14 protein-coding genes and 2 pseudogenes are annotated in these 17031 nt (G+C 70.1%); 7 read left to right on the top strand and 9 right to left on the bottom strand.

Annotated features, from left to right (window positions below; all coding sequences use genetic code 11):
* A pseudogene (locus ABZ783_RS29170) lies at positions 1–267 on the bottom strand (permease); the annotation flags it as partial.
* Positions 268–597: 330 nt separating this feature from the next.
* Here ABZ783_RS29170 and ABZ783_RS29165 point away from each other — a divergent pair.
* Positions 598–1002 (top strand): transcriptional repressor, encoded by a 405-nt coding sequence (locus ABZ783_RS29165; protein ID WP_357443684.1) that lies wholly within the window; start codon positions 598–600, stop codon positions 1000–1002.
* An 18-nt stretch (positions 1003–1020) separates the two neighbouring features.
* On the opposite strand, the gene ABZ783_RS29160 is transcribed toward ABZ783_RS29165, so the two are convergent.
* The 4 genes from ABZ783_RS29160 to ABZ783_RS29145 form a co-directional block, all read right to left on the bottom strand.
* Positions 1021–1170, bottom strand: a complete 150-nt coding sequence (locus ABZ783_RS29160) for a hypothetical protein (RefSeq protein WP_357443682.1) — start codon at positions 1168–1170, stop codon at positions 1021–1023.
* 26 nt (positions 1171–1196) lie between these two features.
* Entirely contained in the window at positions 1197–2954 is a 1758-nt protein-coding gene (gene mptB / locus ABZ783_RS29155) for a polyprenol phosphomannose-dependent alpha 1,6 mannosyltransferase MptB (protein ID WP_357443680.1), read from the bottom strand.
* Between the two features lie 788 nt (positions 2955–3742).
* Positions 3743–4681 (bottom strand): superoxide dismutase, encoded by a 939-nt coding sequence (locus tag ABZ783_RS29150; RefSeq protein WP_357443678.1) that lies wholly within the window; start codon positions 4679–4681, stop codon positions 3743–3745.
* 116 nt (positions 4682–4797) lie between these two features.
* Positions 4798–5442, bottom strand: a complete 645-nt coding sequence (locus ABZ783_RS29145; RefSeq protein WP_357443676.1) for a class I SAM-dependent methyltransferase — start codon at positions 5440–5442, stop codon at positions 4798–4800.
* Positions 5443–5515: 73 nt separating this feature from the next.
* Between ABZ783_RS29145 and ABZ783_RS29140 the strand changes: the two genes are divergently transcribed.
* Both ABZ783_RS29140 and ABZ783_RS29135 read left to right on the top strand, forming a co-directional pair.
* A complete protein-coding gene (locus ABZ783_RS29140) occupies positions 5516–5869 on the top strand; it encodes a metalloregulator ArsR/SmtB family transcription factor (RefSeq protein ID WP_357443674.1) in 354 nt (117 codons plus the stop codon).
* On the top strand, positions 5866–6345 hold the full coding sequence (locus ABZ783_RS29135; protein ID WP_357443672.1) for an SRPBCC family protein: 480 nt from the start codon (positions 5866–5868) through the stop codon (positions 6343–6345). Before ABZ783_RS29140 ends, ABZ783_RS29135 begins: the two co-directional genes overlap by 4 nt.
* 99 nt (positions 6346–6444) lie before the next feature.
* Here the strand turns inward: ABZ783_RS29135 and ABZ783_RS29130 are convergent, their stop codons facing one another.
* Entirely contained in the window at positions 6445–7845 is a 1401-nt protein-coding gene (locus ABZ783_RS29130; RefSeq protein ID WP_357443670.1) for an endo-1,4-beta-xylanase, read from the bottom strand.
* 289 nt (positions 7846–8134) lie between these two features.
* On the opposite strand from ABZ783_RS29130, the gene ABZ783_RS29125 reads away from it, so the two are divergent.
* Both ABZ783_RS29125 and ABZ783_RS29120 read left to right on the top strand, forming a co-directional pair.
* Positions 8135–8698, top strand: coding sequence for a GNAT family protein (locus tag ABZ783_RS29125; protein WP_357443668.1), 564 nt, complete (start codon positions 8135–8137; stop codon positions 8696–8698).
* Between the two features lie 22 nt (positions 8699–8720).
* On the top strand, positions 8721–9089 hold the full coding sequence (locus ABZ783_RS29120; protein WP_357443666.1) for a nitroreductase/quinone reductase family protein: 369 nt from the start codon (positions 8721–8723) through the stop codon (positions 9087–9089).
* A gap of 24 nt (positions 9090–9113) precedes the next feature.
* On the opposite strand, the gene prfH is transcribed toward ABZ783_RS29120, so the two are convergent.
* A complete protein-coding gene (gene prfH, locus ABZ783_RS29115; protein WP_357443664.1) occupies positions 9114–9731 on the bottom strand; it encodes a peptide chain release factor H in 618 nt (205 codons plus the stop codon).
* Positions 9728–10914 (bottom strand): annotated as a pseudogene (locus ABZ783_RS29110) (RNA ligase RtcB family protein). The gene prfH and the pseudogene ABZ783_RS29110 overlap by 4 nt, the downstream one beginning before the upstream one ends.
* Positions 10915–11120: 206 nt before the next feature.
* Between ABZ783_RS29110 and ABZ783_RS29105 the strand changes: the two are divergent.
* On the top strand, positions 11121–11675 hold the full coding sequence (locus ABZ783_RS29105; protein WP_357443662.1) for a DUF4240 domain-containing protein: 555 nt from the start codon (positions 11121–11123) through the stop codon (positions 11673–11675).
* Between the two features lie 51 nt (positions 11676–11726).
* Here the strand turns inward: ABZ783_RS29105 and ABZ783_RS29100 are convergent, their stop codons facing one another.
* Positions 11727–12116: a winged helix-turn-helix domain-containing protein gene (locus ABZ783_RS29100; protein WP_357443660.1), complete on the bottom strand. Its 390-nt coding sequence runs from the start codon at positions 12114–12116 to the stop codon at positions 11727–11729.
* 673 nt (positions 12117–12789) lie between these two features.
* On the opposite strand from ABZ783_RS29100, the gene ABZ783_RS29095 reads away from it, so the two are divergent.
* The gene (locus ABZ783_RS29095) at positions 12790–17028 is read left to right on the top strand and encodes a carboxypeptidase regulatory-like domain-containing protein (protein ID WP_357443658.1); all 4239 of its coding nucleotides are present in this window, start codon (positions 12790–12792) and stop codon (positions 17026–17028) included.
* Positions 17029–17031 lie beyond the last annotated feature (3 nt).

The following is a 17031-nucleotide window of genomic DNA, read 5'->3' as shown; positions in this document are numbered from 1 at the left end:
GGGCAGGGCCCGGGCCCAGAACGAGCGCGGCACGAACACCGCGATCACGGCCGACAGCACCACCCCGAACACGAGGAACGGCACCGCCTGCACCAGCACCGACACGAACACCGTCAACCAGGTCTGCAACCGCGGATCGGCGAACAACCCGCCGACCTGCCGGTGCAGCACGCCGACGAGGATGAGGAGCACGCACAGCACCTCGACCGAACCGATCGTCCGGTCTCGCCGGGGTGGAACGGGTGTGGCGGCTGGCGCCGGCGACAGTGGCGCGGGCGATGCGGACGGCGGCGCGACGAGGTCGGCGGGGTCGATTGCGCTCAGTGCGGCCACCTTCTTCGTGTGGACGGCAGAAGCGTAGAGTCCCCACAGTGTGACGCAGCGTCCGGGGCGGCGGAGACCGATCCCGCCATGATGCCCTTTCGACGACGACGCGCGGGCGAACGGTCACCGGGCGGCCCGGCCCGTGGTCAGGGTCGCTGGTCGAGGTGCCAACACATGCGCAACGCATAATGGATCCGGCGGTAGCTCGGCCGGCGCGCAACAAGAGCCCGGCGGGTTGCGCGGCCGACGAGGACGAGCGGAGACGGCGGTACGGTGACTCAGGCGATCCCGAACGTGACCCGGAACACGCGCCAGCGCGCCGAGGTGCTGCAGTTGCTGCGTGAGGTCGAGGGCTTCCACACCGCGCAGCAGCTGCACCAGATGCTCGTCGCCCGCAAGGCCCGGGTGGGACTGACCACGGTCTACCGGACGCTGCAGCTGCTGGTCGACGCCGGTGAGATCGACTCGACCCGGCTGCCGGGCGGGGAGCAGCTGTTCCGCCGGTGCAGCCAGAGCCGGCACCATCATCACCTGGTCTGCCGGGAGTGCGGCCGCACGGTCGAGGTGGCCGGTCCGGCGGTGGAGCGCTGGGCCGACCAGGTCGCGAGCCAGCACGGCTTCACCGATGTCGGCCACACGCTGGAGATCTTCGGCGCCTGCGCGCAGTGCGCCAAGTGAGCACAGGGACCAGCCGGTTCAGGTGGTCGCCGAAGCCGGCACGCTGACGGCCTGCGGGCCCATCCGGAAATCCGGATCGATCTGGGCGGTGAGGTCCGCCCCGGTCCGGTCGTTGGCCCAGGCCTCGGCGTTGCGTCGATGGTCGGGTGCCCACCGGGTGAAGGACATCCCGTCAAGGTCGGAACGAGATCAGGTCATCGGTGCCGACGGTGTGGCCCGCTGGACCACCAGCAGTGACAGACCGCCGGACCCGCCGCTGTGGTGGGAACTGCGGTGTACCAACGCGGCAGGCCACCGCGCCGCGTGCTGACCGCACGCAGCGCGAGGCGCTGCCCGGCGGCGGGCGGCGCGTCGTGATCAGCGTCGCCGGCCGGGTCGACGTGACGGGCCGGCGCCCGGCGACCGGCGTTGCCCGAGGCTGCCACCAGCGCTGGCTGCGCGGTAGGTCGCCGGCCGCCGGGCGAACGACCGACTGCCCGGCCGGCCGTGAGCACCGGTTGAACCCGCTCGACCGGGTCGCCTGCCGACGAAGCTGATCCACGTCGCTGCCGCAGGCGGAGGAACGCCGCAGCCGCGACAAGGACGGGCACCGTTCCTGCCAGCGCGCCGACGAGCGCGGGCAGGCCGGGTTGGACACCGCCAGGCAGGACCAGCAGGACGAGGGCGATCGAACCGGCCGTGACCACCCGACGGATCGCGGTGCCGCCCGCGGCGGCCGCGAGTGGCACGATCGCCCAGAGCAGGTACCACGGATGCACCACCGGGCCAGCAATGACGACCACCGCGAGCGACAGGCCGAGGGCGGTGACCGGTCCGATCCGCGCGCTGCGCCGCCACAGGGCCATGCACAACCCCGCGGCAACGACGAGACCCACCAGCCAGACAGCGTGCCTCGTCTGCTCCACCCCGACGCCGATCAGGTGGTGCAGCACCGTGCCCACCGCCCAGCCCAGGTCGGTGGTGATCGACATCCAGGTACGCGCGTGGGTGGGCGTACCCAGGGCCTGCACCCAGCCGAAGCTCATCCCGGCCAGCGCCGTGACCAACACCGCGGTTCCGCCGGCGACCGCGCCGACCCACAGCGCGACCCGCAGTCGTGGCCAGCGGCCACACAGCTGCCGCGCCCAGATGGGCACCACGAAGGCGATCGCCAGCGCCGCGGGCGCCTTGACGAGCGTGGCAAGCGTGAGCAGCACGACCCCGACCACCGGTCGCCGCCGTAGTGCCATGACCAGGCCGACGCACATCAGGCCCAGCATCACCGCCTCGTTGTGGGCATCGCCGATCAGATGAAGCAGCACGAGCGGGTTGAGCACGCCCAGCCACATCGCCGCCGCCGGGCGCACCCCGCAGAAGCGGGCCAGTCGGGGCACCGACCACACCATCAGGCCCACCCCCAACAGGGCCAGCAGACGCATCCCGAGGATGCCCGCCCAGACGCCACCCCCGGTCACCTCGGTCACCCCGCCGGCGAGGTTGAGGAAGATCGGACCGTACGGCGCCGGCGTGTGCTGCCAGATGTCGGGCACGTTCACCGTGAGGGGACCACCCAGGGCGGCTGGTCCGACCTGATACGCGTCCAACCCGGCCCTGGTCATCGCACCCTGGGCGAGATAGCTGTGGACGTCGCCGCTGAAGATCGGGATGGTGAGGGCGAAGGGCGCTCCCCACCACGCCGCGGTCGTCGCCAGGCTGCGGCAGGAGGTGTCGCCGGAACGAACCTGCCGGCCCACCCGCCACCACGCGAGCAACAGCATCGTGAGGCCGACGTAGACCACGGCGACCGACAGCGCCGTCGACGCGCGTACCTGATGGACGATCGGCAGGTCGATCGCCACCTCGCCGACGGGCCGTACGCCCGCCAGCAACCCGCCCACCACGGTCACCAGCGAACCCGCCGTCCCGAGCAAGCGGTGCGCGGCCAGGCGGTACCTCGGGGGCCGTGCGGACACCTGGTCATCGCACTCTGTCGTGGCGCTAAGCAACATCATCAGCAATCAGCAACCATTCGCCCGGGCAGTGATCGCCGTCGAAGGCGATCCGCGACTGCCGTCCGCCGCACCTGGCAGCCCTCGCCGCGGTCACTCGCCGCCGAGCGGAAATGGCTGCACCTCCGACTGAATCTAGCGTTTCCCGCCGCCTTGCCGTCCGGATAACGAAGGGTGTGGCTGCTGATGAGGAAGTAGGCGGCGATGACTGACGGGCGAGGCGGGCGGGACACGCGGCAATGGCGAAGCTGACGTGCGGCTTCGTCCTGTTCCGGCACGCCAGGCCGGGACTGACCGGAAGATCAGCCTGTGCCGTTCCGTGGGCGGGATGATGACCGTCCCGGGCGGATTGGGGGCAAGTAACCCGGCAGTTTCAAGTCATCCGCAATTTCGCGACGTCCATGTTTTCCGCGACGCGAAGTCTGTTCTTTGCGGCCGTCAGTCGACATTCTTTGCGAATTTCCGTTGATCCGGTGATAGGGCCTCCGACGCGCAACGCCACTCTGTCCACTGCGAGTGTTGCCGACGTCCGCGGCTGGAGTTGCGGGCCGGACAGGGGCCCTCGGGCGTCCCGCAAAGAAATGATCTGCTGTTCGAACTGGTGAAAGCATTTGGTGTGGCCCGGATCGGTGCGGGACCGATGGGCTGACGAGAGGGCGACCCGGTGATGGGCCGATGAGCTTGCCGGCAGGAGCGAATCAACGAGCAGGACGCCGGGGTACGCGCGGACTGCGCGTACCCCCGACGTGCTCTCAGAGCGGACGGACCGCGACCACGGTGTACGGCGTGGTGGGGGTCGGCGGCGTGGTGAAGCGCGCGTTGGGCAGGTAGAGGCGGCCGAGGGCGCTTGCCACCGTCGTGGGGACGTCGAAGTTCGGGTCGGTGATGGTCCCGGTCACCGTGCCGGCGGTCCCGGAGGGGTTCAGCTCGACCGCGGCGATCTGGTTGAGCCGGTTCTGGACGACGTAGAGCGTGCGACCGACGAGCAGCAGCCCGTCGCCGTTGGCGAAGGTGTGGCCGGGCACGTCGACCGTGGTGGTGACGCCGGTCGCCGGGTCGACGCGGAAGAGGATGCCGGTGTTGGACTGGACGACGATCAGTGCCTTCCCGTCGGGCGTCCGCGCGATGCCGTTGAGGTTGATCCCGGTGCCGACCTGCTGGTAGGCGCCGGTGAGAGGGATCGCCGTGAAACCGTCGGTCGGCGGCAGTGCGCCGTCGCGGCCGAGTGGCAGGCGGTAGAGGACCGGCTTGTTGGAGTCGGTGAAGTAGGCCGCATCCCTGGTGAGGACGACGTCGTTGACGAACGTCGGGGCGGCGGCGAACTGGTAACGCGCCAGGGCGGCCCCGGTGCGGGTGTCGATCACCCGGGCGTCGCCGGCCGTGCCGCCGGAGACGAAGAGCCGGCCGCGCCGGTCGACCTTGAGCCCGACTGAGGGGGTGCCGGTGGCGGGGCTGATCTGCTCGCCTTCGCCGGAGATCAGGTCGGCGCGGTAGATGGCACCGGTGGCGCGGGATCCGAAGTAGGCGTACGTGCCGGCCGTGGCGATGCCTTCGGGCTGGAATCCGTCCGGCAACGAGATGACGTCGGGTTTGGCCTGCCTGTCGTGCGCCTGTGACGGAGCCTGCGGAGTGGTGGCGAGGAGGGTGGCGGCCAAGGCGACACCGAGGGCGCTCCTGATACGTCTGTGCACTGTGCTCCTTCCGGCTGGCAGGCCCTTGCCGGTGGGCGAAAGTCGCCGGAACCGTGTGCCTGCCAAGATCAGTGGGGCCAGGACTTCCCCCACTGTACTTTCCGCACCGCACGTTTCTAGGGCTGGCGACGGGCGAAGAGGAGGGCCCCGGGCACGCTCTGGTCCGGATCGATCAGCAGCTGGGCCTCGACCGTGAATCCCGCGTCGCGCAGCCAGGCGGCCACCTGATCGGGCTGGCGGCGGTGAACGTGGACGTTCATCGGGTGGCCACCGTAGCCCTGCGTCTTCAGCCGCGAGCCGTCGCCGACGTGGAAGCCGAGCAGCAGTGGTCCGCCGGGACGCAACGCCCGCCGGAAGTGGCCGAGGGCCACGGGGACCGCGTCGTCGGGAACGTGGATCAGCGACCAGCAGGCGAGCAGACCGGCGACGGAGGTGTCGGCGAGGCGTAGGTCCGTCATCGAGCCGACCTCGAACCGCAGGCCGGGGTGGTCACGCCGAGCCACGTCGACCATTCCGGGTGAGAGGTCGATGCCGAAGGCGTCGATGCCCAACGTGTGCAGGTGGGCGGTGATGTGTCCGGGTCCGCAGCCCACGTCAACGACCGGTCCGCCACCGGCGGTGTGGATCAGGTCGGCGAACACGGCCAAGCTCCCGCGTAGGTGGGGCGAGCGGGCGAAAGCGTCGCGTACGTGGTCGGCATAGCTGACCGCGACGGTGTCGTAGGAGGTCCGGGTGTCCGCCAACCAACCTTGATCGTTCATCCCGGACAGGGTAATGGCCCGGAACGTCACTTAGTGGTTGACCTAAGTGAGGGCCGCCGCCATACTTAGGTTCATGCCTAAGCATGGGGGCGGCGCGGCCGTGGCGCCGCTGGACGAGGTCTTTCACGCCTTGTCGGACCCCACCCGCCGCCGGGTCATCGAGCGGCTCGGCCAGGGGCCCGCGACAACCAGCGACCTGGCTCGGCCGTTCGACATGGCGCTGCCGTCGTTCACTCAGCACCTCAGCGTTCTCGAACGCTCCGGCCTGGTGCGGTCGGAGAAGAAGGGGCGGGTGCGGACCTACTGGCTCGCTCCCCAGCCGCTCGACCGGGTCGACGCCTGGCTCGCCGCGCAGCGCGCGCTGTGGAGCCGATGTCTCGATCAACTTGATTCGCTTCTCTACGACCTGAAGGAGCAGCAGTCATGACCGCTCACCTCACCAACCCGGAGCTCGACCTCGTGCTGGAGCGCACCGTCGACGTCGCGCCCCAGCTGGTCTGGAAAGCCTGGACGACCCCCGAACTGATCGTGCGGTGGTTCGCCCCGAGGCCCTGGACGACAACGTCCTGCGAGCTCGACCTGCGCCCCGGAGGCAGGTTCAACACCGTCATGCGCTCGCCGGAGGGCGACGAGTATCCGAACACCGGCTGCGTCCTGGTGGTCGAGGAGGGGTCGAGGCTGATCTTCACCTCCGGTCTCGGCCCCGGGTTCCGCCCACAGCTCGTCGACGGCTTCGCGTTCACCGCCGTGATCAGCATCGAGCCCGACGGTGACGGCACGAAGTACACGGCCACCGCGATGCACGCCGACGCCTCGTCGAGGAAGTCGCACGCGGACATGGGCTTCCACGAGGGCTGGGGCGCCGCCCTGGACCAGCTGGTCGAGGTCGCGAAGTCGCGTTGAGACCCGACGCGGCGGTGACTGGGCCGCGCCGGCACGACATGGCACCGGTACGCAGGGCGGCGGCCCGGCGCGGGACCTTCCGCGCCGGGCCGCGCTCTGTCATGCAGCGGTGCAGGTGGCGGTGCCGGAGGGTCCGGTGCCGACACCCTGGAAGCCGAACTCGGTGCTGGCTCCGGCACCGAGCTGGCCGTTGTAGCTGAGGTTGCGGAAGGTCACGGCACCGGATGTGCCGCTGGGCTGGGCGTTCCAGGTGTTGGTGATGGTCGCGCCGCCCGGCAGGGTCAGCCCGACGGTCCACCCGTTGAGCGGGGTCGCACCGGCCGTGACGCGGACGTAGGTGACGAAGCCGCCCTGCCACTGGCTGAGGGTCAGGGTCGCGGTGCAGCCGCTGCCCGAGGGCGGCGGGCTGGTCGGCGGGGTCGTGGTCGGGGGAGTCGTGGTCGGTGGCGGGGTGGAACCGCCGTTCAGGGCGTTGAGGACCGCGGTGTACGCGGGCTTCTTGTTGCCGCTGCCGTCGAAGAGCAGCGGGGTGCCGCTGGCCCGCCACGAGTCGGTGTCCCGGATGCCCCAGACGGTGATGCCGGTGCAGCGGGACACGGCCAGGCAGGCCCGGACGACCCGGCCGTAGTTGTCGGCCTGGATGGTGCCGGAGCCCTCGATGTCCAGTTCGGTGATCTGCACGTCGACGCCGAGGTTGGCGAACCGCTGCAGGTTGGCCTGGTAGTCACCGGGCACCGGGGAGGCGCTGTTGAAATGGGACTGGAAGCCGACGCAGTCGATCGGCACGCCGCGGGCCTTGAAGTCCTGCACCATCGCGTAGACGGCGTTGGACTTCGCGTTCTGCCCGTCCGTGTTGTAGTCGTTGTAGCAGAGCTTGGCGCCGGGGTCGGCGGCTCGGGCGGTGCGGAAGGCGACCTCGATCCAGTCGTTGCCCGTGCGCTGCAGGTTCGAGTCCCGGCGGCCGCCGCTGCCGCCGTCAGCGAAGGCCTCGTTGACCACGTCCCAGGCGTAGATCTTGCCACGGTAGTGGGTGGCGACCTGGGTGATGTGGTTGACCATCGCCTGGCGCAGTGCGCTGCCGCTCATGTTCTGCGCCCAGCCGGGCTGCTGCGAGTGCCACGCCAGGGCGTGGCCGCGTACCCGCATGCCGTTGGTCTGGGCGTGGCTGACGATGCGGTCGGCGTTGGGGTAGGTGAACTGGCCCTGGGACGGTTCGGTGGCGTCCCACTTCATCTCGTTCTCGGGGGTGACCATGTTGAACTCGCGGTTCAGGATGCCGACGTACGTGGCGTCCGACAGCTTGTTCGCCGCCACCGCGGCGCCGAAGTAGCGGCCCTGCTCGGCCGCCGAGGTCCCCAGGGTCGTGCCGGCGCTGGCCGTGGAGGTCACCGCCACCGTGGCGGCAAACACCGCGACACCAGCCGCCGCCAACGCCAGGGCGGTATGCGGGCGTGACCGGGCCGTCGAGCTCCCGCTGCCGCGGGCGAGCACCTTGTCCATCAGAAAGCCTTTCCAAAGCCGTGCGGATGAGGAGGACTCTTCGACCACTGCCCGCCACGGTGGTCGGCTCGCTGCGCGGTCGCCCGGAGGCCGCGCCGGGATCGTCTCCCGCCCCACCATGAGTTGATCGAAGGAAATCTATCGAAAAAGTACCGGAACCTTTGCTCGCCCACAACGTGTCATGGCATGCCGACCGATGCCTGGAGGCTGGCGTACGGCGGGGTGACTGGGCCGGCCCCGAGCGAAAAATTGTCCGGACCGAACAGGCCCGTCCCGGTACGCTCCGGCCGTGTTCACCCCGATCCGCACCCGCCGGCTCACCCTTCGGCCGGTCACCCCGGACGACCTTGACGACGTGTACGCGTACCAGCGCCGGCCCGACGTGTGCCGCTGGCTGCTCGGCGGCGAGCCGCGTACCCGCGAGCAGTCGCGGGAGTCGGTGGCGGCGATGGCCCGCGAGGACGGGCTGCGTGTCGAGGGCGACGTCCTGACCCTGGCCGCCGCGGCGGACGGGCGGGTGACCGGCACCGTCGAGCTGGTCTGGCGGAGCCAGGCCGACCGGACCGCCGAGATCGGGTACGTCTTCAACCCGGAGTTCTCCGGCCGGGGGCTGGCCACCGAGGCCGCGGCGGCGCTGCTGGGCTGGGGCTTCGAGGAGTTCGGTCTGCATCGCGTCTACGGCCGGTGCCACGCCGGCAACGAGGCGTCGGCCCGGCTGATGACCCGGCTGGGCATGCGGTGCGAGGCGCGGCATGTCGAGAGCTACCTATTCCGCGGCGAGTGGGCCGACCAGCTCGTGTTCGCGATGTTGGCCCGGGAATGGCGGTCGCGGTCGGCGGCGCTCCCTGGCTGACGCGGGCCGATAGGGTTGCCTCGTGCCCGTCCACGAATTCGCCTACCTGACCACCGTCGGCCGGCGCTGCGGTCGCCCCCACACGATTGAGATCTGGTACGCGGAGCACCAGGGCGTTCGGTATGTGCTGTCCGGCGACGGTGACGGCGCCGACTGGGTACGCAACCTCCGCCGGGAGCCGAGCGCCCGGTTGCGCCTCGGTGGTCCCCGCGAACTGCACGCAGATCTGCCCGGGACGGCCGCCGTGACGGCCCGGTTCGTGGCCGCCCCAGGCGAGGAGGCGCTGGCCCGGCGCCTGTTGGCCGCGAAGTATCAGGGCTGGCGGGAGGGCGAGCCGCTCTCCGACTGGGCCGCGACCTCGCTGTTCGTGGCGTTCGAGCCGCCCGGCTGAAGCGACTCGCCGCCGGCTGTCCTGTCACGACGGCTTCGGGCGTTCGATGCGGGTGGGATTGCCGCGAACGAGTTCGTCGTGGATGCGCCATCGGCCGGTGGTAAGGGCGCGGCGTGCCTCCTCGTCGCCGTGCTCGATGCGTTGCCGCAGCAGTTGCATGGCGATGCGGCGGTTGAGGCCGAACTGGCGCTCGGTGTCGACCACGACGACGACGCCCGAGGGACGGTGCGTCGCCCGTACGGCCGTGCTTGCCTTGTTCCGGTGCTGGCCACCCGGGCCGCCGGTGCGGCAGGCGACGATGTCGACGTCCGCTTCGGTGAACGTCGTGGTCGGGGTGTCGACCTGGCACGGTCGGGCGATGACGTACCAGTTCTTCCGGCCGGTGCTCGTCCGGTAGGGGCTGGGTGCCTGCCAGCACAGGGTTCCGGTCCACGAGGCGGCGAACGCCTCGGCGCGGGCGCCGCAGATGCGCACCAGGACGGACCGGTAGGTGTCGGGCCGGTCACCGGGCACAGTCTGGACCCGGCGGGTGGTCAGCGCGTGCCGGGTGGCGTCGGCCTCCAGACGGGACAGCAGCCGGGCCAGCGCCCAGGCGCACTCCTGCGGGCCGCGCCCGGCGGAGATGAGCAGGTGGACATTCATGGCCGGCCGCGCCTGCGGCGGTTGTCCCGGCGGTCCGGTCGCGGCGTGGCCCCGACGTCGGGCGTCTTGTAGGTGACCAGGGGGATCGTGGTCGCCACCGGTGTGGCCAGGCGGTGGTCGACGAGATCGTTGATCACCTGCTCGATGCGTTTGTAGGCGTTGGGCGCCTCCTCGAACAGCAGTTGGCGGTCGCCGCACACCACCAGCGACCCCACCGGCGTGCGGCGCAGTTCCTCCACGGTGTGCTTGGCGCGGCCCCGGCGCAGAGCGTCGGCGCGGGACATCTTGCGGCCCGCGCCGTGGGCCACGGAGTGGTTGGCGTCCGGGCCGGCGTGGGCGGCCACGAGGTAGGACGGGGTGCCGCGGGTGCCGGCGATGAGCACGTCGCGGCCGTCGCCCGGTGCCGCGCCCTTGCGGTGCAGGTAGACCCCGTCGCGGATTTCGACCAGGTTGTGGCACTGGTCGAGGATCGGTTCGCTGGGCTCGGTCCCCAGCGCGTGCGCGACCCGGGCCGCCAACAGCCGTCGGTTCAGCGAACCCCAGCGTACGGCCTGGTCGTGCATGGCCAGGTAGGCGGCGGGGTCAGGGGCGGGGCCCGCGCCGTGAACCTCGGTGTGCGCCCGCAGGATCCGTTCGCCGAGACCCGGGAGCCGCTGTGGACGACGAGTACGAGGTCGCCGGCGTCGAGCCCGAGACGGTTCGCGTGACCCGGGTCGAAGACGGTGCCGATGCGCGCCAGCTCGACGAAGTGGTTACCCCGGCCGACCGTGCCGAGTCCCTCGAGGTGGCCGGCGGGAACCTCGCCGTCCACGACGGCCCAGGCGGGGTCGTCGGCGTCCCGTTGAGGGTCCAGGGTGCGGTCGAGATCGGGGAACCGGGCGGCGAGCTTCTCGGGTACGGGGCGCTTGATCTTGATCGGGAACACGGCGATTCCGCACCCGATGTCGGAGCCCACCAGGAACGGGTACAGCACGGTTGACGCCATCGCGGCGCCGATGGGAGCGCCCTTGCCGGGGTGCAGGTCCGGCATGGCGGCGACGTGGATCATGCCGTCGAGGGCGGCCACCTGATGGCACTGTGCGACGGCGTCGGACTCGATCCAGCTGGTCGGAGAGGCGAACACGGTGACGGTGGCCGAAATGGACGGCGGCACGGACTCCCGCCGCGAGGGGTGCTGAGACAAAGACGCTCGCTTCTTACGGAAAGGGTATGGGCGGACGGCCGGGACGGCACCGGTCGGTGCCGCGGAACCTGGGATCAGCGGGTGCGGTCCGTCAGAACGTCATGGCGCCCACCCTCCCGGAACCCGCCGGGGCGCGGCAAGCGACTTTCGGCCGTGCGCCCCGTCCGGGCCCGCTGCTTGTCGGTGGGCTTCATTAATCTGCGCCCGTGACCGATACCGATCTCGCGGCTTCGCCGCGGCTGCCGACGGCAGAGGAAGAGTCCCGCTTCTGGGCGCTCGTGGAGGAGGCGTGGGCCCGACTCGGCCCGGAGCCGGCGGTGCTGCGCCGCGCCCTGCTCGACCGGGATCCGGCGGACGACGAGGAGGGTGGGGACGGGCTGTACGCGATCGACAAGTGGCTCGACCCGTTCCTGGGCGAGCTGCGTGAGTTGTGCGCCGGGCTCTCGGGTCCGGAGTTGGTCGACCTCGACCGGGTCGTCGAGCGGAAGCTGTACGACATCGACCGCGCCGACATCCACGAGGTGACGGACGGCTCCGACGACGGTTTCCTGTACGCCCGCGGGTTCATTGTGGCGATGGGCCGCCAGTTCTACGAGGCGGTCCAGGCGAATCCGGCGATGGCTGTGCTCGACGCCGACTGCGAGGGGCTCTGTTACCTCTTCGCCCACCTGTACGAGGAGTGCTTCGGCGTGTGGCCCGAGACCGGCTCGGGTATCTCACGGGAGTCCGTCTGCAACCCGGCTGGGTGGCCCGAGGACTGATCACCGCGGATGATCTGACGCCCGGCCAGTGTGCTCGTTCCTCGGGCGCCGTCAGTGGCGACCATGGGAGTTGGCGTCCACCAGGGAGTAGCCGACGCCGCGTGCGGATTCCACCGCGACGGTGGCGTTCGCGTCGCGGAGCTTGGCCCGCAAGCGTTTGACGGTGGACCGGACGGCTGCCGCGTCCTCCAGGTAGTCCGCGCCCCAGACCCGCTCGTACAACTGCTGATAGGTCCAGACGCGCAGGGGCGGGCTGGCCAGTGCGGCGAGCACGTCCCGTTCCAGGCGGGTCAGGGGGAGGGCCTGGCCGGCCCAGCTGACCTGTTGCCGCTGTTGATCGACCACTAGGCGACCCAGCGCCACTGCGCCGGTCGCGGGGGCGGTGGAGGCGGCCGTGTCGTCGAACAGCACGGCGCGGACCGTCTGGAGGTCAGGAAACATTAGTACGACACCGTGGCCGCTCATGAGCCGAGCGACTTGCGCTCGCTTGCTGCGGCTGGCAGTCACGCAGAGTATGACCGGCTGCTCGTCGAAATCTCCCGCAGGAGTGCTCATGGGTGTAGGAAAGCAACTTGCAGAACGCAGGTCAATATCAAAACTTTTGTTGTTGAAACCTAAAGCTCGATATTGAACCGATTTTGCCCCATTACTGCCCGCCATTTGCGCTTGAGAGAAGATCGAAGTACATCGACGATGATCGCGGGATGCCGCCTACCTGCGGTTTCCAGTCCTGCACCCTCGGTGGTCAACCACCCTTGGCTGCCGTCAGCTAGGAGGTCATCATCTGATGCGCAAATCGCGAAGAGGGCTGCTGAGAGCGGGCCCGGTCGCCGTCGTGGCCGTCGCCGCTCTGCTCCTCGGTGCACTACCCGCGGCCGCCCGACCCGTCGACCCGGAACCCGCCGCGCCCGCAGCCGCAGCGACAAAGGCCGAAGTGCGCCAAGCCGCCAAACACGACGTTTCCCGGAAACTGCGCGACATCGCTCCGAAAACCAAAAGCGGACAAGGCTCGAAAATTGCGGTCCAGCCGGCTCAGTCGCTGAACCGGCAGGCGGCGGACGCGTCCGCCAAGGCCGGAAGCGACGCCGTGCAGCGCGGCTTCACCGCCAGCCAGGTGCCTGAGTTCACCGCGAACTTCGAGGGCGTCGGCAACATCGACGGGGTGCTGCCGCCGGACACCAACGGCGATGTGGGGCCCAACCACTACGTGCAGATGGTGAACCTGCACTACGCCGTCTACAACAAGACCGGCAACCTGCTGCTCGGCCCGCTGCCGGCCAACGCGATCTGGTCCGGCTTCGGCGGGCCGTGCGAGACCCGCAACGACGGCGACCCGATCGTCCTCTACGACGAGACCGCCGACCGGTGGATGGTCACCCAGTTCGCCCTGCCCGGCGGGACGGCCGGCAATCACCAGTGCATGGCGATCTCCCAGACCCCGGACCCGACCGGCGCCTACTTCCGGTACGACTTCCTCTACCACCAGACCCGGATGAACGACTACCCGAAGTACGGGATCTGGCCGGACGCCTACTACATGACGACCAACGAGTTCGCGCCGTCCTTCGTCGGCGCGGGCGCGGTGGCGTTCGAGCGGGAGAAGATGCTCACCGGCCAGCCGGCCCGGATGGTCTACTTCCACCTCGGACCGGACTTCGGTGGCCTGCTGCCCGCCGACGCCGAAGGCCTCGCCCCGCCCGCCGGGGCACCGAACCCGTTCGTCATGTTCGACGACGACGCCTGGGGCGTCTCGCCGACCGACCGGCTGCTGATGTGGGACTTCAAGGTCGACTGGGCCAATCCCGCGAACTCCACGTTCGGCAACAACCTCGCGCCGAGCCGCTTCATGGAGACCGCACCGTTCGACTCGAACATGTGCAACTACGCCCGCACCTGCGTACCCCAGCAGGGCACCTCGGCGCGGTTGGACGCCATCGCCGACCGGTTGATGTACCGGGCCGCGTACCGCAACTTCGGCGACCACGCCTCGATCGTGCTGAACCACACGGTCGACGCTGACGGCACCGACCACGCCGGCGTGCGCTGGTACGAGCTGCAGAGCACCTCGCCCACCAACTGGCGGATCAACCAGCAGGGCACCTATGCCCCCGACGCCGAGCACCGCTGGATGGCCAGCGGCGCGATCGACGTCTCCGGCAACATCGCGTTCGGCTACTCGGCGTCGAGCAGCAACTCCTTCCCGTCGATCCGGATGGCCGGCCGGCTCTCCGGCGACCCGCTGGGCCAGCTCGGGCAGAGCGAGCGCACGCTGATCGCCGGCACCGGAGCGCAGACCCACTCGGCGGCCCGCTGGGGTGACTACAGCTCGATGTCGGTGGACCCGACCGACGGCTGCACCTTCTGGTTCACCTCCGAGTACCTGACCACGACCAGCTCCGCCACGTGGCAGACCCGGGTCGGTGCGATGAAGTTCCCGAACTGCGTCGCCGGACCGCGTGGCGAGGTCAACGGCAAGGTCACCAAGTCCGGTGGCGCGCCGATTGCCGGTGCCTCGGTGCGCGTCGGCGGCGGCGGCACCGTCACGGACGACCAGGGCAGCTACAAGCTGACCCTGCCGGCCGGGCAGCACGAGGTGACCGCGTCGGCGTTCGGTTACGCCCCGAAGACCCAGACGGTCACGGTTACCGACGGCGGCACGGTCACGGTCAACTTCACCCTCGACGCTGTGCCGGCGCGCAAGATCTCCGGTGTGGTGAAGGACGGGTCCGGGCACGGCTGGCCGTTGTACGCGCGGATCGACGTGGCCGGCAAGCCGGGCGGACCGGTGTTCACCAACCCCGTCACCGGCGCGTACTCGGTCGACCTGCCCGCCGGCGAATACGGGCTGACCGTCAAGGCGATGTACCCGGCGTATCAGCAGGGCACCGCGCAGCTCACCGTCGGTGACGGCGACCAGGTGAAGAACTTCGACCTGGCCGTCGAGAACAACTGCACCGCCGCCGGCTACAAGTTCAACTACGGCAGCCCGCTGTTCACCGAGTCGTTCGAGTCCGGGACGACACCGCAGGGTTGGAACGTGGTGAACCACACCACCAGCGGCGGCTGGGTGTTCAACGACCCGAAGAACCGGGGCAACCTCACCGGCGGCACCGGCAAGTACGCGATCGCGGACAGCGACGCGGCCGGTTCCGGCACCACCATCAACACCGAGCTGATCACCCCGTCGCTGGACCTGACCGCCGTGCCGTCGCCGGTGCTGCGGTTCAACAGCGACTACCGGGCGCTCAACGGGTTCGCCAACGTGGAGTTCAGCGTCGACGGCGGCACGACCTGGGCGACCGCGGCGAACTGGACCACCACCAGCCGGCGCGGCCCGGTGCTCGAGGAGGTTGCGATTCCGCAGGCCGGTGGCAAGGCCGGCGTGCTGGTCCGGTTCCACTACCAGGGCAGCTGGGCCTGGTGGTGGGAGGTCGACAACGTCTCCGTCGTGAACCGGGGCTGCGACCCGATCCCCGGCGGACTCGTGCTCGGCCAGGTCCTCGACACCAACATCTCGGAGGGTCTGAACGGCGCCACGGTGACCAGCGTGGACAAGCCGGCCGAGAAGGCCACCACCGCGGCGACGCCGGACGACGGCAACCTCGGCGACGGCTTCTACTGGATGTTCTCCACGCTGACCGGGGCGCACCCGTTCACGGCGGCGAAGAGCAACTACGGGTCGGTCACCTCCACCGTGAACGTCGCGGCCGACCAGAGCACCCGAGCCGACTTCTCGCTCAAGGCCGGCCGGTTGACCATCACCCCGCCGTCGCTGACCGGCACCCAGACGCTCGGTCAGAAGACGACGGTGACCACGAAGATCACCAACACGGGCGACGCGCCGGCCAGCGTGGATCTGTCCGAGCGGCGTGGCGGCTTCGAGATCCTCGGACCGCGCGGCGCGCCCCTGCAGAACAACCTGGTCAAGGGCAGCGGCACGTCCATCGGCTGGCTGGGCGACAACAAGGCCGGTGAGCCGGTCGCGCCATCCCCCTACGCGCCACCGTGGGTCGACACGGCCAAGTACCCGATCGCGATCATGGACAACGCCGTGGCCGCGTTCGACGGCAAGGTGTACTCGGTCGGCGGCACGGACGGCCTCAACAACCTCGCCAACAGCTACGTCTACGACCCGGCCACGAACGTGTGGACCCGGATCGCGGACCTGCCCGCGGCGCTGGAGAAGCCGTCGGCGGCGTTCGCCGACGGCAAGCTGTACGTGTTCGGCGGCTGGGACACGGCCGGTAACACGTCCAGCAAGGTGTACGCCTACGACCCCGCCACCAACGCCTGGCAGACTCGGGCTTCGGTCAACCCGGCGCCGCGGGCAGCCCCCGGCATCGCGGTTTCCGACGGCCAGATCTACCTGGTCGGCGGGTGTACGGACGGCAACTGCACCAAGTCCAACGCGGTCGTCCGGTACAACCCGGGAGCCGACTCGTTCACCACCGTCGCGCCGTACCCGGTCGCCGTCGCCTGGCAGGGCTGCGGCGGGATCAACGGCACGGTCTACTGCGCCGGCGGTAACGGGCCGACGACCCTGAAGAGCACCTACGGCTACAACCCGGGCAACGACACCTGGACCCAGCTGGCCGACCTGCCGGTCGACTTCTGGGGCGTGGCCGCGGACACCGCCAACGGCCTGCTGCTGCTGTCCACCGGTGTCATCAACAACTCCACCGTCGTCACCAACCAGGGCTGGGCGTACGACCCGGCGGCCAACTCCTGGTCGGCGCTGCCCAACGCCAACTACGCCCGCTACCGGGCCGGGGCGGCGTGCGGGTTCGTGAAGGTCGGTGGCTCGACCGGTGGGTTCACCCCGACGCCGGAAAGCGAGATGCTGCCCGGCTTCGACCAGTGCGCCACCGTCACCGACGTGCCGTGGCTGTCCGCGTCCCCCACCACGGCGACGCTGCAGCCCGGACAGAGCGTCACGGTGACTGCCACGCTCGACGCCACTTCGGCGGCGGGTGTGGGTCAGCCCGGCACCTACACCGCGCAGCTCGGGGTCAAGTCCGACACCCCGTACGCGGTGGCGCCGATCGACGTGACGATGGTGGTCCAGCCGCCCAAGGACTGGGGCAAGGTGGCCGGCACCGTCACCGGCGTCGACTGCCAGGGCAAGAGCACCGCCCTGCGCGGGACCACCGTCCAGATCAACGGCAAGGGTGGCTGGACGTTCACCTTGGAGGCCGACGCCAACGGCAAGTACGCCATCTGGGCGCCGTCGGGTGCCAACCCGATCGAGGTGATCGCTGCCCGGGACGGGTGGATCCCGCAGACCCAGAAGACGAACATCAAGGCAGGCAAGACGGTGACCGTCGACTTCACCCTGCGACCCACCAAGTGCTGACCG

Origin of the sequence: Micromonospora sp. NPDC047738, assembly GCF_040642675.1 — a bacterium.
Taxonomy (GTDB): Bacteria; Actinomycetota; Actinomycetes; order Mycobacteriales; family Micromonosporaceae; genus Micromonospora.
Note: the sequence above shows the minus strand (reverse complement) of the source record. Positions and strands in the feature narration are given on the sequence as shown.